Here is a 21,706-nt window from a genome sequence, read left to right as displayed (position 1 = left end):
CATGTTGACGCATCAACACGGTGGGTGCATGCTGTTGACATGACAACACCAAGCAAGGCGCAGAAGATCGCTCTCGTCACCGGCGGGAACAAGGGCATCGGCATCGCCATCGTCCGCGGACTCGCGCGAGAAGGCTTCACCGTCCTCCTCGGCGCGCGGAGCACGGAGCTCGGACGGGCAGCCGCCACCACCGTCGAAGGCGACGTGCGTCCGGTCGTTCTCGACGTGACGGATCAGGACCAGATCGACGCGCTCGTCGCGGAGGTTGCAGACGAGTTCGGTCGGCTCGACGTCCTGGTGAACAATGCCGGCGTGAACACGCTCACGTTCCGGCCACTGGAGGACCTTCCCAAGCCGACCGAGGAGAACGTGGACGACTTCAAGAACGTGTACGAGGTCAACGTGTTCGGCGTCGTGCGGATGATCACCGCGTTCCTGCCGCTGCTGACGAAGGCAGAGGCGCCTCGGATCGTGAACGTGACGAGCAAGCGCGGTTCGATCGGCGAGGCGGGAGCCTGGGTTGGGCAGCCCTCGATGGTGTACTCGAGTTCGAAGACCGCGCTCAACGCCATCACGGTGCACTACGCCCGCGAATTCGCGGCGACCACGTTGAAGATCAACGGCGCCGCCCCAGGCCACGTCGCCACGGACTTCAACGACTTCCGCGGCACCCGAACCCCCGATGAGGGTGCCGCTGTGGCGGTGCGACTCGCGACCCTGCCTGCTAATGGCCCCACCGGTGCGGTCTTCGAGGACGACACGCAGCTCGCATGGTGACCGCGATCTCGCGCGAGATTCCGGTCGCCGGCCACCCCGAATCGTTCCAACGAGATGAGCGTCCGCAGGGGGCAGTCTCGACCGGCACTCAGCTCATGACGAGAGAACGCCAGGTAGCCGATCGGCTATCGGACGCGGTGACGGTCGGGCCGTATCCGCGTTCGCTAGCCGATCGGCTACCGGACGGCTGGCGAGCTTCGTGCCAGGCTCTCGAAGGGTGAGGACAGAACAGGATGAGCCGTCGAAAGCTCAGTCGGCGCGGGGTGGTTTCATCGCAAGTGCAGTGTTGCTGCTCCTCGGCCTGGGTACCGCTGGCATCCCGCTCCTGGCTGCGTCCGCTGGTCGTCCGATCGAGGGAGGCCACAAGCTCCTCGGTGATGCGACCAGCGGTGTGCTGTTCGGCGGCATCCTCGTCATCGCCGCTGTCGTCTTCTTCGTACAGGCGCTTCGGATTGCGCTCCGGAACCGCCGACGCTGAGGCCTTTCGTCGCACCGGTTGACCATCGGTCACCGGGCTGTCGCACGCCGTACGCTCGCCGCATGAGACGCGTTCTCTAATTCCTCGGCATCACTCGGTCGAAGGAATCACCTCGGCCCAAGATGCTCAGCGCGGTCATCGGTGGTGTCGGGCTGTTCTTCGTACTGACAGGTGGTTCGGTGATCGCCGGCAACGTCGAAGCCGGTAGCTCCGCCGCGATCTGGATCGGTGGCGCTCTGATCGTGTTGGGTTTGGCGTGCTGGATGGTGGAGAGCGTTCTGGGTAGTCGCACGAAAGGCGGCGGGCCGTCCCAGTAGCCAGTCGGCTATCGGACGGCGATGGCGGTTCGCTACCGTGAGCGTATGAGCAATGAAGGACAGCGAGAGCGACGCAACCCGTGGTGGGCTGTCGCCCTCGTGTTCGTGTTCGGCGGGGTCCTGTCGCTCGTCGCTGGCCGGATGCTCCCTTGGCAGGACCAGGACCGTCAGGACCCCGATTACTGAGTGGGAGTCCGCCAGGCCATCGGCTACCGGACGACGACGAGGCGGAACTCGCTCCGCGGAGAGACGGGTGTAGGTGAGGACGCTGAACGGCACGTCCTTGCGCACGTACCTTCGCCCCCTGGGACTGTTCAGCTGTCAGATGAGTAGCCCGATGGTGAGCGCGACGATCCCGCTTGCCGTGAGTAGTGCTGGTCCCGTGACCCGGCGGGGAGTAGTGCGTTCCGTCGTACGTGCGACGAAGACGGCGACAAGCGTTGACGTTGCACCCGCGTAGATGAGCACGAAGGCTTCGGGGAAGAAGCCGATGATGTGGACCACGAGCCCGGCGAAGATCGTCGATGCCGACGTGAACAGGTGGGCCCTGGAAGCTGCTGGGAGCACGGGCTTTGTTCGTGTTCCGAGGCAGAGACCGATCAGACACCAGCTCGAAGCGGTCGCGAAGAGCGCGCCGCTGATCGAGACGATCGCGGCTCCGATCACGTCGAGGTTCACGCTTCACACCGTTCCGGTAGAGCCGTGTTCGGGTGTTCCGAACCATGCGGCAAGTGCCTCTGTGAGGGAGGCGGGGTCGGTGTCGGACCAGGCGATGAATCCGTCGGGTCGGATCAGCATCGAGGTCTGTTCGTTCGTTGCGGCCAGCGGCACGTAGTCCACGCGGTCGTTCCACGGGGCGATGGCGTGGTGGAGTCCGCCGGTCGCGTCGAGCAGGATGGCGTGGGCGGTGCGGAGCAGTTCCGGGATCCTGCGGAGGGTCCCGTCGGCGAGTTCGACCTGTGTCGACGGTGCAAACCATCCGGTGGTGCCGTCGGGGTCCGCGGGGCCCATGTCGTATCGGACGTCCGAGCCGGCGAGGAGATCTGCGACGCGCTGCACGGTGGTCGTGTCGGCGAGCATCTCGGCGAAGAGGTCGCGGAGGGCTGTGACATCCGAGCCGGGCGCCATGAGCGCGGTCTGCGCTTGGGTCTGCATGAAGACGCGTTGCCCGAGCGGGCGGCGCTCTGTCTCGTAGGTGTCGAGCAAGCCCGCGGGGGCCCAGCCGTGGAGGCTGGCGGCGAGTTTCCAGGCGAGGTTCGCCGCGTCTTGCAGCGCGAGGTTCAGGCCGGGCCCGCCGGCGGCGGAGTGCACGTGTGCGGCATCGCCGAGGAGGAAGATCCGCCGGTCGCGGTAGCGGTCCGCGACGCGGGTGTTCCGACCGGTCAGACGACGCAGCAACGTCGGCTCACCGTCGGCTGGCGCGTGGAGGTCGAGGCGGACGCCGAGGACGCGCTCGAGGCTGTCCTCCATCTCGGTCAACGTCATGGCTGCTCCCTCACCGGGGAAGCTGCGGTCAGGCTGGTCCTCCCATTCCGCGGTGTAGACCAGCGGGTGCTCCGGGTCACGGAGGGCGATGGTGACGACGCCGGTTTCGGTACGGTGGAAGCTGTCCGCGATCACTCCCAGACCCGCAACGTGCACTCTCCCGGGGCCGGCGGGCATCAGCTGCTCAGTTGGTGCGATCAGGACTGTGCGGTCCACGATGTGGTGGTCGGTGTTGCCGGGGAAGCGGATACCGGAGAGCTTCCGCACAGTGCTCCGCGCCCCGTCACTACCAACGAGGTACTGCGCCGACACGGTGCTCGCTGCTCCGCTCGCGACGTCGACAAGGTCGACGGTGACGGAGTCGTCGTGTTGGGTGAAGGAGTGCATCTCGACGCCGCGACGGATCTCGACGCCGAGTTCTGCTGCGCGGTCGTTGAGCACGCTCTCGAGGTCGCGCTGGTTGATGTGGAGCAGGTACATCGGGTTGCGGTCGCCGAGCGTGTGGAGCGGCAACGGCAGCGCTCCGAAGAAGAAGCCCGGAGCCGGCTCCGGGACGGCCCTCCCGGCACACCGCTCGAACAAGCCGCGGTGATCCAGTAGTCGGACGACCTGCCCGGTCAAGCCGTGCGCCTTGTCCCATTGGTTGATCTCGGGGAGGCGTTCGAGGACGAGGGGGTTCACACCCCCGAGCTTCAGCTCGCAGGCGACGAAGATGCCCACGGGGCCGCCTCCGACGATGACGACGTCGTGCATGATGGTCTTCCTTCTGACGAAGAGTGTGGGATCAGGGGTCAGCGGAGGCGGCCGAAACCGTCGCCGAGGAGTTGGAACGCAGCTCGGAGGGACGGCTGGAGGGGGTGCGGCTCCGGGCGCGCCGCCCAGGACTCCAGCGTTGTCAACAAGGTCGAAAGCGCAGCGGCGGACACCAGACCAGGAATGGGATCTTCCGGTGCTGCGTCTGAGCGAGCGGCGACGGCGGCCGCGAACACAGCGTTCGCTGCGCGAGCACCTCGGTCGACGGCTGACTGCATGCCCGGCGTCGAGAGGACTGCAAGCAGCCCGCTCTGCTCCTCGCGGGACGGGGTCGTCGTCGCTTCTGTCTCGTACGGCGCGAGCAGCGCCTCCGTGATGGCAGTCCACAACGGCTCCTCGCGTGGCCGCTGGAGCAGATCATCGGCTGCCCTGCGCACGCGTTGCACGTGGCGGTCCGCGATCGCGTCTTCCTTGCTCGAGAAGTAGTTCCCGAACGTCCGCCTCGACACTCCAACTCGACCGACGATGTCCTCGACACGGATGTTGTCGAGTCCCCGCTCCCGGGCGAGCAGCACGGTGGTCACGCTCAACGCGTCACGGATCGCTGCCTTCTTCTGCTCACGGAGCGAAACCTCGTCTGTCATGACACCAAACTAGAACATGTTTGCCCATTGGGCAAGTTTGCTCAATGGGCAACTAGTGACATCGGGAGTGTCCGTTCACAGACGGTCGTTCACGAGACGCTCATCGACCCGTGCTGTGAGCAGCGTCGCTCCGTGTCGTCCTTCTGGCTTCGCTCTGAGTCACGATCGCGTCCCGGTAAGGGATCGTCTACCGGTCGATGCGTGCGAGCCAGTCGCGGATCAGGGCGGCGGTGATCCCGGGTTGTTCGAGGTGCACGTTGTGTCCAGCACCGTCGAGGACGACGAAGCTCCCTCGCTGGTAGTGGTCCCGGAGTGCGAGCCCGTCCTCGTAGCCGACGACGTCGTCCTGCCGACCGAACAGGTGCAGCGCCGGAGCGGTGAACGGTTCCGGGTGGCGCTCCTCCGGCACGGCATCGAGTGCGTAGTCGGCGGCGATACGGTCCATCACAGCAGGGTCGGCACCACGGAGACCCGGCAGCACGTACCGCTCGAACGCTCTGAACGCGGCGGCGTCCTGGATGACGCTGACCTCCTCGAACGCTGCTCGCGCATCACCGGCGGCCTCGAGGACGGACGGTTCGGTGTACAGCACGGTGCGCTCGGGGACAGCACGGTCTGCGTGTGCCGGATGCACCACACCCGCCAGGGTCGCGATGCCGAGGACGTGGTCTCGGCGTTCGTGGGCGACGTGTCGGGCGATCATGCCGCCGAAGGAGTTCCCGATGACGGCGAAGGGCTCGTCGCCGAGGTGGTCGTCGATGTCGGCGAGTACCTCGGCGGCCACGTCGACCGCGCTCTTCGCGGTCGCGGTCACGGCGGCGGCTTCAGCCCACGGCAGGTCGAGGAACACCAGCCGCCACGGCAGACCCTGCACCGCGTCCGCCAGCGGCAGCATGATGCGGTGGTCCACCCCGAAGCCGTGGAGGGCGACGAGCGGACGACCAGAACCAAGAACTCGCGCGATCACCCAGCAAGCCTACGAGTAGTCCGTACCGACAGTTGATCGGTGAACGAAGCGGACTCCGGAGCGGATTGCGTAGCGCCGCACCCGCGCCGTCCCGTGCTGCTCGACCGCTTCGAGCGTCGCCCCGTGGCGTTCGAGCGTCGCGACCGACCCCGCATTGTCTTCGAGACAGAACGCCACCACGGGGTCGATCCCCAGCGAAGCGGCGCGAAGCAACACTTCACCGAGCGCCCACGTCGCGACACCTCGCCCGCGGGCGGACGGCCGGACCCCGTACCCGATGTGACCGACGCTCTGCACGCGCTCGTCATCAGCAGCACGGAGCGCGATCCCACCGAGGACTTCCCCCTCTTCGACGATCCACCACAGCTCGGTCGGGCCGTGCTCGATCCGAGCGACCCAGTCGCGGAAGCCGTCGACCGTGTTCACCTCATCGTCCGAGGTGATTCCGAAGCCGTCTTCGTGCAGCCCGGGACCCCACTCGCGATGTGCTTCGCTCCACTCCTGGAACAACTCCGCACGCGGTCTCACCAGCTCGAACACACCTCACCTTTGCAACCAGATAGGGCGGACACCAGAAGCGCAGTGGTGCGATGGGGAGCACACACCGTGTCCGACAGACGGTCCTGAACCGGACTCGATCGCACGCGGGACGCGCTCAGTGACCGTCTGTCTCATTTGACCCGTCCGGAAACGTTCTCGGCGGCGGGCGGCATCCGCACACGCTCGCTGCGCGGTAAGAACGAGAACGCCCCGCCGGCCGAAGCCAGCGGGGCGCCCCCACGAGACAGACCAGGATCAGAAGTCCCAGTCCTCGTCCTCCGTCACGACGGCCTTGCCGATGACGTACGAGGAGCCCGACCCCGAGAAGAAGTCGTGGTTCTCGTCCGCGTTCGGCGACAGCGCCGACAGGATCGCCGGGTTCACGTCCGTCGTCTCCTTGGGGAACATCGGTTCGTAGCCCAGGTTCATCAGCGCCTTGTTGGCGTTGTAGTGCAGGAACTTCTTGACGTCCTCGGTCAGCCCGACACCGTCGTAGAGGTCCTGCGTGTACTGCACCTCGTTCTCGTAGAGCTCGAAGAGCAGGTTGAACGTGTAGTCCTTGATCTCCTGCTTGCGCTCCTCGGAAGCGCCCTCGAGAGCCTTCTGGAACTTGTACCCGATGTAGTACCCGTGGACGGCTTCGTCGCGGATGATCAGGCGGATCAGGTCGGCGGTGTTGGTGAGCTTCGCGCGCGAGGACCAGTACATCGGCAGGTAGAAGCCGGAGTAGAACAGGAACGACTCGAGCAACGTCGAGGCGACCTTGCGCTTCAGGGGGTCGTCACCCGTGTAGTAGTCGAGGACGATCTGGGCCTTCTTCTGCAGGTTCGGGTTCTCCGTGGACCAGCGGAAGGCGTCGTCGATCTCGGGCGTCGAGGCGAGCGTCGAGAAGATCGACGAGTAGCTCTTCGCGTGCACCGACTCCATGAACGCGATGTTCGTGTAGACGGCCTCTTCGTGCGGGGTGATCGCGTCGGGGATCAGGCTGATCGCGCCGACGGTGCCCTGGATGGTGTCGAGCAGCGTCAGGCCGGTGAAGACCCGCATGGTGAGCTGCTGTTCCTCCGGCGTGAGCGTGTTCCACGACTGCACGTCGTTCGACAGCGGCACCTTCTCGGGCAGCCAGAAGTTGTTGACCAGCCGGTTCCAGACCTCGACGTCCTTGTCGTCCTGGATGCGGTTCCAGTTGATGGCACTGACCGCGCTGATCAGCGGGATGGACTTGCCCGTGGCGTGGACCGGGTCGGTGAGGGTCATGGGATTGTCTTCCGGATTCGAGATGGTGATCTGATGACGGACTGGAGGCGCGGGGCGGGGCCCGCCCCGCGCCTCCAGGCTGCGAGCGGCAGCGCTACAGCATGCACGACGCCGAAGGCGTCACAGCATGCACGAAACGCAGCCCTCGACCTCGGTGCCCTCGAGGGCGAGCTGGCGCAGACGGATGTAGTAGATCGTCTTGATGCCCTTGCGCCATGCGTAGATCTGGGCCTTGTTGATGTCGCGCGTGGTGGCGGTGTCCTTGAAGAACAGCGTCAGCGACAGGCCCTGGTCGACGTGCTGCGTGGCAGCGGCGTAGGTGTCGATGATCTTCTCGGCACCGATCTCGTACGCGTCCTGGTAGTAGTCCAGGTTGTCGTTCGTCATGAACGGCGCCGGGTAGTAGACGCGACCGAGCTTGCCTTCCTTGCGGATCTCGATCTTCGACGCGATCGGGTGGATCGACGACGTCGAGTGGTTGATGTACGAGATCGAACCGGTCGGCGGGACGGCCTGCAGGTTCTGGTTGTAGATGCCGTGCTCCTGGACGGACGCCTTCAGCGCCTTCCAGTCGTCCTGCGTCGGGATGGTCACGTTCGCGTTCGCGAAGAGCTCGCGGACGCGCTCGGTCGCCGGGGTCCACTCCTGGTCGGTGTACTTGTCGAAGAACTCACCCGACGCGTACTTCGAGTCGCGGAAGCCGTCGAACGTCTCCCCCGTCTCGATCGCGATGTTGTTCGAGGCGCGCAGGGCGTGGAACAGCACCGTGTAGAAGTAGATGTTCGTGAAGTCGATGCCCTCTTCGGAGCCGTAGAAGACGCGCTCACGAGCGAGGTAGCCGTGCAGGTTCATCTGGCCGAGGCCGATGGCGTGCGACTTGTCGTTGCCGTCCTCGACGGAGCGCACCGACGAGATGTGCGACATCTGCGAGACCGAGGTCAGACCGCGGATCGCCGTCTCGATGGTCTTGCCGAAGTCCGGCGAGTCCATCGTCAGCGCGATGTTCAGCGACCCGAGGTTGCAGGAGATGTCCTTGCCGATCTCCTTGTAGGAGAGGTCCTCGTTGAAGGTCGTCGGGGTGTTGACCTGCAGGATCTCCGAGCACAGGTTGGACATGTTGATCCGACCCTTGATCGGGTTGGCCTTGTTCACCGTGTCCTCGAACACGATGTACGGGTAGCCCGACTCGAACTGGATCTCGGCGATGGTCGTGAAGAAGTCACGCGCCTTGATCTTCGTCTTCTTGATGCGCGAGTCGTCGACCATCGCACGGTAGTTCTCGGAGATCGGGACGTCGCCGAAGGGCATCCCGTAGACCTTCTCGACGTCGTACGGCGAGAACAGGTACATGTCCTCGTTGTTCTTCGCGAGCTCGAACGTGATGTCCGGCACGACGACACCGAGCGACAGCGTCTTGATGCGGATCTTCTCGTCCGCGTTCTCGCGCTTGGTGTCGAGGAACTTCATGATGTCGGGGTGGTGCGCCGACAGGTAGACGGCACCGGCACCCTGACGCGCGCCGAGCTGGTTGGCGTACGAGAAGGAGTCTTCCAGCAGCTTCATCACGGGGATGATGCCCGAGGACTGGTTCTCGATCTGCTTGATCGGGGCGCCGGCCTCGCGGATGTTCGAGAGGAGCAGGGCCACGCCGCCGCCGCGCTTCGAGAGCTGCAGCGAGGAGTTGATGCCGCGCGAGATCGACTCCATGTTGTCCTCGATGCGGAGGAGGAAGCACGAGACGAGCTCGCCGCGCTGGGCCTTCGCGGTGTTGAGGAACGTCGGGGTCGCGGGCTGGAAGCGGCCGGCGATGATCTCCTCGACGAGGTCGATCGCGAGCTGCTCGTTGCCCTGCGCCAGGCCGAGGGCGGTCATCACGACGCGGTCCTCGAAGCGCTCGAGGTAGCGCTTGCCGTCGAACGTCTTGAGCGTGTAGCTCGTGTAGTACTTGAACGCACCCAGGAACGTCTGGAACCGGAACTTCTTCGAGTACGCCAGGTCGTTGAGCTGCTGGATGAAGTCGAGCGAGTACTGCTCGATCGTCGCGGCTTCGTAGTACTCGTTCTCGACCAGGTAGTCGAGCCGCTCCTTCAGGTTGTGGAAGAAGACGGTGTTCTGGTTGACGTGCTGCAGGAAGAACTGCTTGGCAGCCTCACGATCCTTGTCGAACTGGATGTTCCCGTCCGCGTCGTAGAGGTTGAGCATCGCGTTGAGGGAGTGGTAGTCCATCCCCGTCTGCGGCGACGTCAGATCGACGTCTGCAACTGCTGCGTCCAAAATGCATCCAATCCTGAGTTGACCGCCTGCACGTCGTCAGGCGTTCCGAAGAGTTCGAAGCGGTACAAGAGCGGGACGCCGCACTTCTCGGCGATGACGTCCCCGGCGAGACCGTAGGCCTCGCCGAAGTTCGTGTTCCCTCCGACGATCACGCCGCGGATGAGCGAGCGGTTGCGTTCGTCGTTGAGGAACTTGATGACCTGCTTGGGCACCGCGCCCTGACCGTTGCCGCCACCGTAGGTGGGCAGCACGAGCACGTACGGCTCGTCCGCATGGAGGAACGGGTCGCTCGGGAAGAGCGGGATGCGGTCCGCCTCACGGCCGAGCTTCTCGACGAAGCGGGCCGTGTAGCCGGACACGCTCGAGAAGTAGACGAGGCGACTCATGTGCGCGCTCCTTGTGAGAGGTGCGGACAGCAGATCGGGGGCGGCCTGAGGGAGGTGCTGGGCGCCTCCAGGCCGGCGGAGGCGCGGGTCCCGGTGACGGGACCCGCGCAGCTCACGCGAGTTCGGCGCTGAGCGTCGCGATCTTGTCGGGACGGAAGCCCGACCAGTGGTCGTCGTCGGTCACGACGACGGGAGCCTGCATGTAGCCGAGCGACTTGACGTGCTCGAGTGCGGCTTCGTCGGCGGAGACGTCGAGCACCTCGTACTGGATGCCCTTGTTGTCGAGCGCGCGGTACGTCGCGGTGCACTGGACGCAGGACGGCTTGGTGTAGACGGTGACGGCCATGATCTCCCCTGGTTCTTGCTGGGTGTTTCGTGCTGTGGAGGGTGGTGCTGATGCCTGTGCGCAGACGAGTCCGGGAGGGGCCGCTGCGATGGCATCCACACTACATCTAGTGGCTGGCTGCGTCACCGACCACAAGAGGAAGTGTTACAGCCGTGTAGTTCTCCACAAGCCCCTCCACAATGTGAACACCTCGGGGAGGCCCGTGATTCCGCCAGTCTGCGGCCGACCACCGACACTTCCCCACACCCGTGGACAGCGTCGATCCACATGTGTGGAATCGGCGCGTCGGCGTGTCGCGGGAGCGTCCTCCGAGCACGGCGAGCAGCCCGTCTGTCCACAGCACCCCCGGACGGGTGACGGCACGATCCGTCCGGTCGGTACGCTCGTCCCGTGAGCGCCTACGGACCCCTGCTGAAGACCCCCGGAGTCGGTCGCGTCATCGCAGCGCAGCTCACCGCGCGCTTCCCGTTCGGCATGCTGTCGCTCGCGTACCTGCTGCACGTCGAGCACGTGTTCCACTCCTACGGCGCGGCGGGCCTCGTCCTCGCGACGACGAGCATCGGCCAGGCGATCGCCGGCCCGCTCACGAGCCGGTGGATGGGCAGCTGGGGCATGCGCCCGGTGCTGATCCTGACGAGCGCCGTCGCCCTGGCGAGCATGGTCGTGATCGCGTTCGTCTCGATGCCGCTCTGGGGCTACGTCGTCGTCGGGTTCCTCGGCGGCCTGGCGGTCCCGCCCGTGCAGCCGGCGGTGCGCACCATCTACCCGAAGATGGTGACCTCGTCGCAGCTCACCCCGCTGTTCTCGCTCGACGCCAGTGCGCAGGAGCTCATCTGGGTCGCCGGCCCGGTCATCACCACGTTCGTCGCGACGCAGGTCGGCACCGTCCAGGCCATCGTCGTCGCGATGGTGTTCCTGGTCGTGGGCGGGGTGTGGTTCATCGCCTCCCCCGAGCTCGGCCGGGTGCGCATCCCCCGCTCGAAGCGTGCGTTCGGCGTCGTGCTGAAGCGCCCGTCGGTGATCGTCGCGACCCTGACCGGCCTGCTGCTGATCGGTGCGTGCTCCGCGGTCGAGGCCAGCGTCACGAGCGTCTTCGGCGAGGGCAGCCCGAACGCCGGCATCGTCCTCGCGGTCTTCGCCGTCGGGTCGCTCGCCGGCGGTCTCGCGCTCGGGCACCGACCGATCTCGAAGAACACGCTGTGGGCCCGCATGTCGATCGTGTTCGTCGGCCTCGCGCTGGCGGTCGGCGGCACCGACTTCTGGTGGCTCTGCCTGGCCCTCGTGATCGCGGGTGCCGGCATCGCGCCCGCCCTCGCGGTCATGTTCGGCTCGGTGTCCGCGACGGTGAAGTTCTCCGACACGGCCGAGGCCTACGGCTGGATGGGGACCGGCCAGCTCATCGGTGCGGCCGGCGGTTCCGCTGTCGCCGGCTTCCTCATCGACGCGAACGGCCCGACCGGAGGCATGACCGTCGGGGCGGTCATGGCAGCGGCGGGGGTCGTGCTGCCGCTCGTGACGAAGCGGTGGCTGCCCGACCTGCGCGGCCGCGACGCGAGCCCTCTCCCCGACACCGAGCCGGTCACGCTCCCGAGCTGACGGCCGGGAGGCACGACGCACCCCCGCCTCGGTGGGCAGGATGGGTGCATGGTCACCTCCTTCCCCCTCCGCGACGGCCGGTCGATCCCCGCGATCGGGTTCGGCGTCTACAAGGTCGACGACGCCGGGGCGGAGACCGCTGTCGCGACCGCGCTCGACGCCGGGTACCGCCACGTCGACACGGCCGAGATGTACGGCAACGAGCGGGGCGTCGGGAAGGCGATCCGTGCCTCCCGGCCGGACCGCGACGACGTGTTCGTGACCACGAAGGTGTGGAACGACCACCAGGGGCGCGACGCGACCCTGCGCGCGTTCGACGCGAGCCTCGACCGGCTCGGGCTCGAGACCGTGGACCTGTACCTGATCCACTGGCCGGCGGCGGCGAACGACCGGTACGTCGAGACGTGGCGGACGCTCGTCGAGCTGCGCGAGCAAGGGCGCGCGCGGAGCGTCGGTGTCTCGAACTTCCAGGTGCCGCACCTGCAGCGCGTGGTCGACGAGACCGGGGAGGTGCCGGCCGTCAACCAGGTCGAGCGGCACCCGTGGCTGCCGCAGCACGAGCTGATGGCGTTCCACGAGGAGCACGACATCCGGACCGCGGCGTGGTCACCGCTCGGACGCGGCCGGCTCGTCGACGACCCGGTGCTGACCCGCATCGCGGAGTCCCACGGGGTGAGCGTGGCGCAGGTGCTCGTACGGTGGAACGTGCAGCAGGGGGTCGTCGTGCTGCCGAAGTCGGTGACGCCGTCGCGCATCCGGTCGAACCTCGACGTCGACGGGTTCACGCTGACCGCCGAGGACCTGGCGGCGATCGACGGGCTCGAGAACGGACAGCGGACCGGGTCGCACCCGGACGCGGTGTCCTGACGCCGCTCGGGCGCTCCTAGCCCTGGCGGTCCTCCTCCGACTGCCACGGCAGGTGCAGGTCGCCCGGCTCGGGCTCGACGTCGCCGGCGTCGTCCGCGCCGCCGGTCCCCGGTGCCGCCACCACGCGGGACGGGTCGATGCCGTCTGCCTCGAGGTCCGCGTCGTCGCGCTGCTGCGTCTGCGAGGCGACCGTCTCCCGCTCGCTCGACGGGCTGTAGGACGTGTCGGCAGCACGCTGCTCGCGGTCGCTCACCCCGTCGACGTCGTCGCTGTGCGCCGCGTCACGGAGTTCGTCGTTCCGAGCACGGTCGTCGGACTCGTCGGGGCCGGGCACGTTCGGGATGCTGTCGCTCATGCCCCGCACAGTAGGCCGCGGCTCCTGGTACCGGTTCGGTCACGACGGGCGTGATCCGGTTCCCGCTCGGGTACCGTCGTCGCGACGAAGGGGGCCGGACGATGGGGCGGACGAGGGATCGGACGAGGGCACGGGGCGCGGCGGCCGTCGCACTGGTGGGGATGAGCGCGCTGCTGCTGACGGGGTGCTCGCTGTTCGGCGACGACGCCCCGCTGCCGAAGCCGACCGGGCACGCTGCGCCGAGCGCCTCCGCGGCGCCGGGGCCCGTCGACGGTTCGGGCGACACCGCTCAGCCCGTCGCCGCGGCGCAGGCGGTCCCGGCGGGCACGGTGGTCGCGGAGACCGACGCGGTGTCGAAGACCGGCGACACGTCGATCCACGTCCGGGTCGTCGCGAACGACCACGGCACCTTCGACGCGCAACTGTCGGACTACCGCACCACGCAGCCGCAGCCGATGGGGGTGCAGTTCCGGCGCACGGCGCAGTACGGCGACGGCGGGGACAGCCGAGCGGTGGCCGACACCCGCTGGGCGGCCGACGGGCAGCCGCCCGCGACCGTCAGCCTGGCGGACGCCGGACCGTACCCGGACTGGCTCCACACGGTCGTGCTGGTGCCGGACCAGTCCGACGGCGGCGACAGCAACCGGCCGTGGGTCCACAAGGTGCTGGCCGTGGGCACGCTGTCGTGGTCGATCCCGAACCCGGAGCCCGACCTGCACGTCACGCTCGGCACGGCTCGCCCGGGGGCGTACGGATACGCGTTCGACGCCGACGACGAGACGCTCCGTGGGACGACCGGTACTCCGGTCGCCTACCGGGTCAACGAGGGCGACGACCAGACGACGATCGCCGAGCGCTTCGGCATCACCGTGTCCCAACTGCGGTGGCTCAATCCCAGCATGCAGACGAACGGCCAGGGGTGGGTGCTCGCCGGCTCCTGGATCAACCTGGACCCGGCCTCGCGCTGACACGGAGCCGGATGCGGGTCCGTTACGCTCGATCCGCACCCCGCACCACCCAGGAGGCCACATCGTGACCATCGTCGCCGCCGCAGACGGCTCCGCCCTCGGCAACCCCGGACCGGCCGGTTGGGCCTGGTACGTCGACGACGACCGCTGGGCAGCCGGTGGGTGGCCGCGGGCGACGAACAACATCGGTGAGCTGACGGCCGTGCTCCAGCTGCTCCGCGCCACGAAGGACACCGGCGAGCCGCTGCACATCCTCTGCGACAGCCAGTACGCGATCAAGGCGTGCACCGAGTGGCTCGCCGGGTGGAAGCGCAAGGGCTGGCGGAAGGCCGACGGCAAGCCCGTGCTGAACGTCGAGATCATCAAGGAGCTCGACGCCGAGCTGCAGGGCCGCAAGGTCACCTTCGAGTGGGTCCGCGGGCACGTCGGTCACGAGATGAACGAGGCCGCTGACGTCCGTGCCCGCGGCGCTGCGACCGCCTTCCAGAATCACACCGAGGTGCCGACGGGACCGGGTTGGCCGGACACCGTCGTGCCGCCCGCTCCGGAGCCGGTGCAGGTCGAACCGCCCGCCACCCTGTTCTGACGAGCCGCACGCCCTGTCGGGCCGCGCGACGACGGGCCGCACGACGACGGGCCCGGGCGATGTCCTCGCCCGGGCCCGTGGTCGTCCGCTCAGGACGTGCGCTCAGTAGGTGCCGTCGCGGCGGTCCTGCCGGGTGATCTGCTCCCCCGACGCCGGGTCGACGCCCGACCGGGTGGTGGTCGTGGTCCGACGCCCGCCGAACCCGACCGCCAGGCTGATGATGAGCAGCACGACGCCGGCGGCCATCAGGATGTAGCCGATCAGGCGCAGGTCGATGCCGGCGATCTGGTAGTCGACCGCGAAGGCGACGATCGCTCCGATGACGATCAGGGCGATGCTCGATCCGATGCGCATGACGGGTCCTTCCGTGGTGCCCCGTCCCGGGTGTCCGGGGCTGGCGTCGAAGGTACCCGGACCGCGGCGGCGAGGTTCCGTGTGACCGCCGAGCGAGGCCGGCATCAGTCGACGTCGACCTCGGCCCAGCCGTCGAACCGGCCGATCTCCGTGACCCGCACGACGGCCTCACCGGTCTCGTCGGAGGCGTCCAGGTCGATCGTCGCCGAGAACCCGAAGTCCTTGTCGCCCTCGGGGTCGGCGAAGATCTGCCGCGCCCTCCAGGTCCGTCCCGACCCGTGCTCGTCGAGCACCAGGTACGCCATCGACCGGGCGTCGCCGTCGGTCCCGATCGTGTCGTGCTCCTCGTAGTACTCCTCGAGCACGGCGTCCCACTCGTCCTGCCCGAAGCCCGCGGCGCCGTCGAGCGCGGCGAGCCCGGCGACGTCGTCGGCCGCGGCGAGCAGCACCCGCTGGAACAGGGCGTTCCGCACGAGCACCCGGAACGCCCTCGGGTTGCCGGTGAGCCGCGCGGGCTGCGGCGGCGCGATCTCGTCGTGTTCGGCGGCCGCCTCCGCGACGGAGCCGTTGACCAGCGCCTCCCACTCGTCGACGAGCGAGGAGTCGGTCTGCCGCACGACCTCGCCGAGCCACTCGATCAGGTCGTCGAGCTCGGGCGTGCGCTGTTCCTCGGAGATGGTCTGGCGCATGGTCCGGTAGGCGTCGGAGAGGTACCGGAGGACGAGCCCCTCGGAGCGGGTCAGCTGGTAGAACCGCACGAAGTCGCCGAAGGTCATCGCCCGCTCGTACATGTCGCGCACCACGGCCTTGGGTGACAGCGTGAAGTCGAGCACCCACGGTTGCTCGGCCGCGTAGGCCTCGTACGCGGCCGTCAGCAGTTCGTCCAGCGGCTTCGGCCAGGTGACCTCCTCGAGCAGCTCCATCCGCTCCTCGTACTCGATCCCCTCGCGCTTCATGCGGGCGACCTCCTCGCCACGCTCCTTGAACTGCTGCTGCGCGAGGATCGCGCGCGGGTCGTCCAGGGTCGCCTCGACGATCGACACCATGTCGAGCGCGTACGTCGGGGACTCCGGGTCGAGCAGTTCGAAGGCGGCGAGTGCGAACGGCGACAGCGGCTGGTTGAGCGCGAAGTTCACGGGCAGGTCGACGGTCATCCGGTACTGCCCGTCGACCTTCTCGATCACGCGGGCGTTGATGAGCGTGCGAGCGATCGACAGGGCGCGTCGGGCCATCGCGAGCTGCCGGGAGCGCGGCTCGTGGTTCTCGAACACGAGCGACCGGACGTCGGCGAAGGCGTCTCCCCCGCGGGCGACGACCGCGAGCACCATCGCGTGCGTGATCCGCATCCGCGACACCATCGGCTCGGGCTCCGCGGCGATGAGCCGGTCGAACGACGCCGGCCCCCAGGAGACGAACCCCTCGGGAGCCTTCTTCTTCTTGACCTTGTTCTTCTTCTTCGGGTCGTCCCCGGCCTTGGCGACGGCCCGGGCGTTCTCGATGTCGTGCTCGGGCGCCTCGGCGACGACGTCACCCTCGGTGTCGTAGCCCGCGCGACCGGCTCGTCCGGCGATCTGGTGGAACTCGCGGGCGGAGAGCTGTCGCATCTTCGTGCCGTCGAACTTCGTCAGCCCGGTCAGCAGCACGGACCGGATCGGCACGTTGATGCCCACGCCCAGGGTGTCCGTCCCGCAGATCACCGGCAGCAGACCGCGCTGGGCCAGCTGTTCGACGAGCCGCCGGTACTTCGGCAGCATGCCCGCGTGGTGCACCCCGATGCCGGTCCGGATCAGCCGGGACAGGGTCTGCCCGAACCCGGCGCTGAACCGGAACCCGGCGATGGCCTCGGCGATCGCGTCCCGTCGTTCGCGGCTGGCGACCTTGGCGGACATCAGCGCCTGCGCCCGCTCGAGCGCCGCAGCCTGGGCGAAGTGCACGATGTAGACCGGCGCCTTGCCCTCCTCGAGCAGCCGTTCGACGGTCTCCTGCACCGGCGTCATGACGTACTCGTAGTCCAGCGGCACCGGCCGCGAGACCCCGGTCACCCGGGCGGTCGGCCGTCCGGTCCGGCGCGACAGGTCGTCGGCGATGGTGGCGACGTCGCCGAGCGTGGCGGACATGAGCAGGAACTGCGCGCGCTCGAGCACGAGCAGCGGCACCTGCCACGCCCAGCCGCGGTCGGGGTCGCCGTAGAAGTGGAACTCGTCCATCACGACGACGTCGACCTCGGCGGCGGGGCCCTGGCGGAGCGCGGTGTTCGCGAGGATCTCGGCCGTGCAGCAGATGATCGGGGCGTCCGCGTTGACGCTCGAGTCACCGGTCACCATGCCGACGTTCTGCGCGCCGAACAGGTCGACGAGCTGGAAGAACTTCTCGGAGACGAGGGCCTTGATCGGCGCCGTGTACCAGCTGCGCTTGCCCTCGGCGAGCGCAGCGAAGTGCGCTCCGGCCGCCACGAGCGACTTGCCCGTGCCGGTCGGCGTGCTGAGGACGACGTTCGCCCCGGAGACGAGCTCGATGAGCGCTTCGTCCTGCGCCGGGTAGAGCGGTCGCCCGCCGGCTTCGGCCCAGTCGGCGAAGGCCTGGTAGACCGCGTCGGGGTCGACGACGCCGTGGACCGCCGCCGGCAGGGCGGCGAGGAGCGGCGGGGTGGTGGTGACGTCGGTCATGTGTCCATCCTCCCAGGTGGGTGGTGACCCGGAGACGGGCTGGAGGCTCGTGGCGAGCCCGCCACGAGCCTCCCGTCCGCCGCCCTGTCGCGATTGAATGCACGCGCATAGACTCGGGGCGTGCGCGAACTCGGCTTCCTCTCCTTCGTCCCCAACCACGGCGGCACCGCCGGTGCGGCCGCCGCGCTGGAGGACGGCCTGCGCCTGTTCGAGACGGCCGAGTCGCTCGGCTACGGCACCGGCTGGGTGCGCGGTCGCCACTTCGAGCCGTTCCTCACCAGCCCCATGACCTTCTTCGCTGCCGCCGCGCAGCGCACCAGCACCATCGGGTTCGGCACCGCCGTCCTCGGCATGCGCTACGAGGACCCGATCCGTCTCGCCGAGGACGCCAGCACGGTCGACCTGCTCAGCGACGGTCGGGTGCAGCTCGGCATCAGCACCGGGATCGCCGGCTACGGTCCGATCCTCGACCCGGTGTTCGGCGCGTCCGAGCGCAGCTTCCGCGACGAGGCCGAGGCCCGGGCTGCCCGGCTGCTCGAGGTCCTGCAGGGCGAACCGCTCGGCACCGCGGGGAAGGGCTACGAGAGCATCCCGGCCGGCGCGGACCTGGCGCTGCAGCCGTTGTCCCCGGGCCTGCGTGACCGTGTCTGGTGGGGTGGCGGGAGCACGGGCACGGCGGTCCGCACGGCCGAGAAGGGCCTGCTGCTGCACTGTTCGACGCTCAACACCGAGGACACGGGCGCCCCGTTCGCGCGCGCACAGGCCGACCAGCTCGCCGCCTACCGTGACCGGTTCGCCGAGCTGCAGGCAGCCGGCGAGCACCCGGGCCGGACGCCGCGCGTCGCCGTCGGTCGGATCGTCGTGCCGCTGCTCGACGAGCACGACCGCCGGGTGCACGAGGAGTTCCTCACCGGCTACGCGAGCGGGATGGACGACGAGGGCCGCCCCCTGAGCGGTCCCCCGTTCCGCTTCAGCAGGATCGTGTCGGGCGGCGTGGACGAGATCGTGGACACGTTGGCGGCGGACCCGGCCGTGCAGGCGACCGACGAGCTCGTGATCACCCTGCCGGCGAACGGTGACGCCGCCGCGCACGAGCGCATCCTGCGGATCGTCGCGGAAGAGGTCGTCCCGCGCCTGGGCTGACGCTCCACCGGCGATCGGCCACGTGGCGAGGGGGCATCCGGCCGGGGCTCGAGTCGGGTTGGTGAGGTCCGACGAGCCCCGGTCCGGATGACCATCTCGTCCCTGATCCGCACGGGATGGTGGCCCCACTCTTTCACTTCTCGAAGGATTTGTCATCATCGCTGCGCGGATATTGACGGACCGTCAGCTACCCGCGACAACCCCTGGTCAGGAGCGGGGAGGCCCGCCCGCAGACCTTTGTCCCCGGAACGACGAATGCGCCCCCGCGCGGACGCGGGGACGCATTCTGGACGCACCGGGCTCGAAGGGGCTCCACGACCGGATCAGGAGGCCGCTTCGCTCACACGACGAGCCCTCGGTGGTGCGCGCGCCGACGGTAACCAGCCGACTGGCGCGGGTTCATGTTACTGAATGAACCCGCGCGCGTGCGGAAATCGGCTCACTCCAGTTCGAGGGTCGCCGAACCCGCGAGGTCGACGACCGACGCACCGACGTGGAGCTCGAACGTCCCCGGCTCGTACCGCCAGGCTCCGTCCCAGTGCGCGAAGGCACGCGCCGGGACCTCGACCGACACCTCGGTGGACTCCCCCGCGCCGAGCCGGACGGGCGCGAACCCGACGAGCCACCGCACCGGACGGTCCACCGACGACTCCGCACGCGAGGCGTAGACCTGCACGACGTGCTTCCCGGCGCGGTCACCCGTGTTCGCGACGGTCGCGGTGACGATCGCGGTGTCGCCCTCGGTCACGGTCGGCGACGCGGAGACGCCGTCGATCGTCCACGTGGTGTAGCCGAGGCCGTGCCCGAAGGGGTAGGCGGGCTCGGTGCCCGCGCGCAGCCAGGCGCGGTAGCCGACGTGCACGCCCTCGTCGTACGCGACCTTGCCGTCGACCGGCGTGACGTCCTGCACCGGGACGTCGGCGAGGATGACCGGCCACGTGGTGGGCAGGCGACCACCGGGCTCCGCGGCTCCGGTCAGGACGTCGGCGAGCGCGTTGCCGTACTCCTGTCCGCCGAACCAGGTCAGGAGCACCGCGGCGACGTCGTCACGCCAGGGCATCTCGACCGGCGAACCGGAGTTCACCACGACGATCGTGTTCGGGTTCGCGGCGGCGACGGCACGGACCAGGTCGTCCTGGTGGCCGGGCAGTGCGAGCGACGAGCGGTCGTAGCCCTCGGACTCGACCTTGCTGTTCGTGCCGACGACGACGATCGCCACGTCGGCGTCGCGGGCCGTGGCGACCGCGGCCTCGATCAGCGCCGCGGGGTCGGCGTCGCTCGGCTCGGTGCCGAACTGGTAGGCGAGCACACCGCCGAGCGCGTCGTCCTGCACGATGTCGTGCTCGATCCGGATCGCGAGCTGCTGCCCCGCCTCGACCGACACCGGCACAGAACGCGCGGGCGGGTTGAGGAACGCCGCGCCGAGCTGGTCGCCCTCGACGGGGACGGTCTCGTCGAGCAGGAGGTCACCGTCGACCCACATGCGCGAACGGCCGGCGGCGCCGATGCCGATCCGCACGGTGCCCGTCGTCTCGGCCGTGTAGGTCGTGGTGACGTCGAGTCGGTCGGACTCCCGGATCGGGGCGTCGCCGCCGAACCAGAACAGGGCGGTGGCACGGCGGTCCTCGACGAAGAGCTCCTCGCCGTCCTTGACGAACGCCACCCGCGCTCCGGGCTCGCCGGTCGCGGGGTTCGTGATGGTCGACAGCGGGAACTCGGCGATGCCCTCCTGCACGACGGCACCGATGGCGTAGTCCACCGTTGCGCCGGGGAAGGCCGCGCGGATGCCCTCGATGGGCGTGACGACGTGCTCCGGCACCACCGTCGCCGATCCGCCGCCCTGGGTGCGGGCCTGGTCGGCGTTGTGCCCGAGGAGCGCGATCCGCGACGCCGCGGCGGCGTCGAGCGGCAGGATCCCGGTGTTGCGCACCAGGACGGTGCCCTCGGCCTCGGCCTCGCGGACGAACGCGACGCCGTCCTCGACGTGCACGGGCTCGGCCGCGACGGGCTCGAAGCCCTCGAGCGCGCCGACGCGGGCAGCCAGGGTCAGGATGCGCCGGACCTTGCGGTCGATCGCCTCCACCGGGACCTCGCCCGACTCGACCGCCTGCAGCAGCGGCCCCTCGCTCCACCACTGGTTCGGGCCGGGCATCGCGACGTCCTGCGACGCCTTCGCCGCGTCGACCGAGCGGACGCCGGTCCAGTCGGACACGACGATGCCGTCGAAGCCCCACTCCGAGTTGAGCGGGGTCTCGAGCAGGTCGTTCTCGGACGCGGTGACGCCGTTGATCGCGTTGTAGGACGACATGACCGCCCAGGCGTGCGCCTCGGTCACGGCCTTCTCGAACGCGAGCAGGTACAGCTCGCGGAGGGCACGGTCCGACACCTCGGTCGAGGCGGTGAAGCGGTCGGTCTCGTAGTCGTTGGCGACGTAGTGCTTCGGGGTCGCGGCGACGCCGTTCTCCTGCACGCCGTCGACGTACGACGCCGCGAGGTCCCCGGTGAGCACCGGGTCCTCGCTGAACGCCTCGAAGTGTCGGCCGCCGAGCGGGGAGCGGTGCAGGTTGATGGTCGGACCGAGCACGACGTCGACGCCCTTGCGACGCGCCTCGACCGCCGCCGCGGCGCCGTAGCGCTTCGCGATCGCCCGGTCCCAGCTCGCCGACAGCGCGGTGGCGGACGGCAGGTTGAGCGACGGGTCGCGCTCGTCCCAGACCTCGCCGCGAACGCCGGAGGGGCCATCGGACATCAGGATCCGGCGCAGCCCGATCTTCTCGACCGGCCAGGTCGTCCAGAAGTCGCGTCCGGTCAGGAGCTGGACCTTCTCCTCGGTCGTCAGCTGCCCGAGGAGCGCGTCGATGCGCTCGGCCAGCGGCGACGCGGCGGTCGGACGGGAGGCGCGGGTGGTGTCGTCCACGGTGGTCACGATGGTCGGTCCCTTCGTTGT

At 68.7% G+C, this 21,706-nt stretch carries 22 protein-coding genes; 9 read left to right on the top strand and 13 right to left on the bottom strand.

The features are described from left to right. Positions 1 to 39 precede the first annotated feature (39 nt). From ABIC52_RS11785 to ABIC52_RS11770, 4 genes are all read left to right on the top strand, one after another. Positions 40 to 777, top strand: coding sequence for an SDR family NAD(P)-dependent oxidoreductase (locus tag ABIC52_RS11785; RefSeq protein ID WP_209824043.1), 738 nt, complete (start codon positions 40 to 42; stop codon positions 775 to 777). A 217-nt stretch (positions 778 to 994) separates the two neighbouring features. After that, positions 995 to 1,255: a hypothetical protein gene (locus ABIC52_RS11780; RefSeq protein WP_209824044.1), complete on the top strand. Its 261-nt coding sequence runs from the start codon at positions 995 to 997 to the stop codon at positions 1,253 to 1,255. A 122-nt stretch (positions 1,256 to 1,377) separates the two neighbouring features. After that, a complete protein-coding gene (locus ABIC52_RS11775) occupies positions 1,378 to 1,572 on the top strand; it encodes a hypothetical protein (RefSeq protein WP_209824045.1) in 195 nt (64 codons plus the stop codon). Positions 1,573 to 1,617: 45 nt separating this feature from the next. Continuing rightward, on the top strand, positions 1,618 to 1,758 hold the full coding sequence (locus tag ABIC52_RS11770) for a hypothetical protein (RefSeq protein WP_354027407.1): 141 nt from the start codon (positions 1,618 to 1,620) through the stop codon (positions 1,756 to 1,758). A gap of 135 nt (positions 1,759 to 1,893) precedes the next feature. Here ABIC52_RS11770 and ABIC52_RS11765 read toward each other — a convergent pair whose 3' ends face one another. From ABIC52_RS11765 to nrdH, 9 genes are all read right to left on the bottom strand, one after another. Further along, a complete protein-coding gene (locus tag ABIC52_RS11765) occupies positions 1,894 to 2,250 on the bottom strand; it encodes a hypothetical protein (RefSeq protein ID WP_354027406.1) in 357 nt (118 codons plus the stop codon). A 3-nt stretch (positions 2,251 to 2,253) separates the two neighbouring features. Further along, the gene (locus ABIC52_RS11760; protein ID WP_354027405.1) at positions 2,254 to 3,810 is read right to left on the bottom strand and encodes an FAD-dependent monooxygenase; all 1,557 of its coding nucleotides are present in this window, start codon (positions 3,808 to 3,810) and stop codon (positions 2,254 to 2,256) included. A 38-nt stretch (positions 3,811 to 3,848) separates the two neighbouring features. Beyond that, positions 3,849 to 4,454: a TetR/AcrR family transcriptional regulator gene (locus ABIC52_RS11755; protein WP_354027404.1), complete on the bottom strand. Its 606-nt coding sequence runs from the start codon at positions 4,452 to 4,454 to the stop codon at positions 3,849 to 3,851. Positions 4,455 to 4,641: 187 nt separating this feature from the next. Further along, positions 4,642 to 5,421 carry an alpha/beta fold hydrolase gene (locus ABIC52_RS11750; RefSeq protein WP_354027403.1) on the bottom strand — a complete coding sequence of 260 codons (780 nt, stop codon included), beginning with the start codon at positions 5,419 to 5,421 and terminating at the stop codon, positions 4,642 to 4,644. Positions 5,422 to 5,430: 9 nt separating this feature from the next. Next, positions 5,431 to 5,961, bottom strand: coding sequence for a GNAT family N-acetyltransferase (locus tag ABIC52_RS11745; RefSeq protein WP_354027402.1), 531 nt, complete (start codon positions 5,959 to 5,961; stop codon positions 5,431 to 5,433). A 255-nt stretch (positions 5,962 to 6,216) separates the two neighbouring features. After that, the gene (gene nrdF, locus ABIC52_RS11740) at positions 6,217 to 7,218 is read right to left on the bottom strand and encodes a class 1b ribonucleoside-diphosphate reductase subunit beta (protein WP_354027401.1); all 1,002 of its coding nucleotides are present in this window, start codon (positions 7,216 to 7,218) and stop codon (positions 6,217 to 6,219) included. Between the two features lie 120 nt (positions 7,219 to 7,338). Next, the gene (nrdE, locus tag ABIC52_RS11735; RefSeq protein WP_354027400.1) at positions 7,339 to 9,444 is read right to left on the bottom strand and encodes a class 1b ribonucleoside-diphosphate reductase subunit alpha; all 2,106 of its coding nucleotides are present in this window, start codon (positions 9,442 to 9,444) and stop codon (positions 7,339 to 7,341) included. Positions 9,445 to 9,461: 17 nt separating this feature from the next. Further along, positions 9,462 to 9,878, bottom strand: coding sequence for a class Ib ribonucleoside-diphosphate reductase assembly flavoprotein NrdI (gene nrdI / locus ABIC52_RS11730; RefSeq protein ID WP_354027399.1), 417 nt, complete (start codon positions 9,876 to 9,878; stop codon positions 9,462 to 9,464). A 112-nt stretch (positions 9,879 to 9,990) separates the two neighbouring features. Then, positions 9,991 to 10,224 carry a glutaredoxin-like protein NrdH gene (gene nrdH / locus ABIC52_RS11725; RefSeq protein ID WP_058727719.1) on the bottom strand — a complete coding sequence of 78 codons (234 nt, stop codon included), beginning with the start codon at positions 10,222 to 10,224 and terminating at the stop codon, positions 9,991 to 9,993. Between the two features lie 390 nt (positions 10,225 to 10,614). On the opposite strand from nrdH, the gene ABIC52_RS11720 reads away from it, so the two are divergent. Next, a complete protein-coding gene (locus tag ABIC52_RS11720; protein WP_126890650.1) occupies positions 10,615 to 11,820 on the top strand; it encodes an MFS transporter in 1,206 nt (401 codons plus the stop codon). Between the two features lie 48 nt (positions 11,821 to 11,868). After that, on the top strand, positions 11,869 to 12,687 hold the full coding sequence (locus tag ABIC52_RS11715) for an aldo/keto reductase (RefSeq protein WP_354027398.1): 819 nt from the start codon (positions 11,869 to 11,871) through the stop codon (positions 12,685 to 12,687). 16 nt (positions 12,688 to 12,703) lie between these two features. On the opposite strand, the gene ABIC52_RS11710 is transcribed toward ABIC52_RS11715, so the two are convergent. Continuing rightward, complete coding sequence (locus tag ABIC52_RS11710) at positions 12,704 to 13,042, bottom strand: hypothetical protein (protein WP_126890652.1); 339 nt, start codon at positions 13,040 to 13,042, stop codon at positions 12,704 to 12,706. Between the two features lie 161 nt (positions 13,043 to 13,203). Here ABIC52_RS11710 and ABIC52_RS11705 point away from each other — a divergent pair, with 161 nt between their 5' ends. Then, positions 13,204 to 14,010, top strand: coding sequence for a LysM peptidoglycan-binding domain-containing protein (locus ABIC52_RS11705; protein WP_354027397.1), 807 nt, complete (start codon positions 13,204 to 13,206; stop codon positions 14,008 to 14,010). 64 nt (positions 14,011 to 14,074) lie between these two features. Then, positions 14,075 to 14,596: a ribonuclease H family protein gene (locus tag ABIC52_RS11700; protein ID WP_126890654.1), complete on the top strand. Its 522-nt coding sequence runs from the start codon at positions 14,075 to 14,077 to the stop codon at positions 14,594 to 14,596. Between the two features lie 102 nt (positions 14,597 to 14,698). On the opposite strand, the gene ABIC52_RS11695 is transcribed toward ABIC52_RS11700, so the two are convergent. Together ABIC52_RS11695 and ABIC52_RS11690 are read right to left on the bottom strand one after the other, a co-directional pair. Next, entirely contained in the window at positions 14,699 to 14,950 is a 252-nt protein-coding gene (locus ABIC52_RS11695) for a DUF6458 family protein (RefSeq protein ID WP_066656348.1), read from the bottom strand. A 104-nt stretch (positions 14,951 to 15,054) separates the two neighbouring features. Continuing rightward, positions 15,055 to 17,616, bottom strand: a complete 2,562-nt coding sequence (locus ABIC52_RS11690; RefSeq protein ID WP_354027396.1) for a DEAD/DEAH box helicase — start codon at positions 17,614 to 17,616, stop codon at positions 15,055 to 15,057. Positions 17,617 to 17,736: 120 nt separating this feature from the next. Between ABIC52_RS11690 and ABIC52_RS11685 the strand changes: the two genes are divergently transcribed. Next, positions 17,737 to 18,759 carry an LLM class flavin-dependent oxidoreductase gene (locus tag ABIC52_RS11685; RefSeq protein ID WP_126890657.1) on the top strand — a complete coding sequence of 341 codons (1,023 nt, stop codon included), beginning with the start codon at positions 17,737 to 17,739 and terminating at the stop codon, positions 18,757 to 18,759. A gap of 439 nt (positions 18,760 to 19,198) precedes the next feature. Here ABIC52_RS11685 and ABIC52_RS11680 read toward each other — a convergent pair whose 3' ends face one another. Then, positions 19,199 to 21,685: a beta-glucosidase family protein gene (locus tag ABIC52_RS11680; RefSeq protein WP_354027395.1), complete on the bottom strand. Its 2,487-nt coding sequence runs from the start codon at positions 21,683 to 21,685 to the stop codon at positions 19,199 to 19,201. Positions 21,686 to 21,706 lie beyond the last annotated feature (21 nt).

The organism is Curtobacterium oceanosedimentum (assembly GCF_040545555.1).
Lineage (GTDB): Bacteria > Actinomycetota > Actinomycetes > Actinomycetales > Microbacteriaceae > Curtobacterium.
The sequence above is the reverse complement of the archived record's forward strand: the minus strand, read 5'-3'. Positions and strand labels throughout refer to the sequence as shown.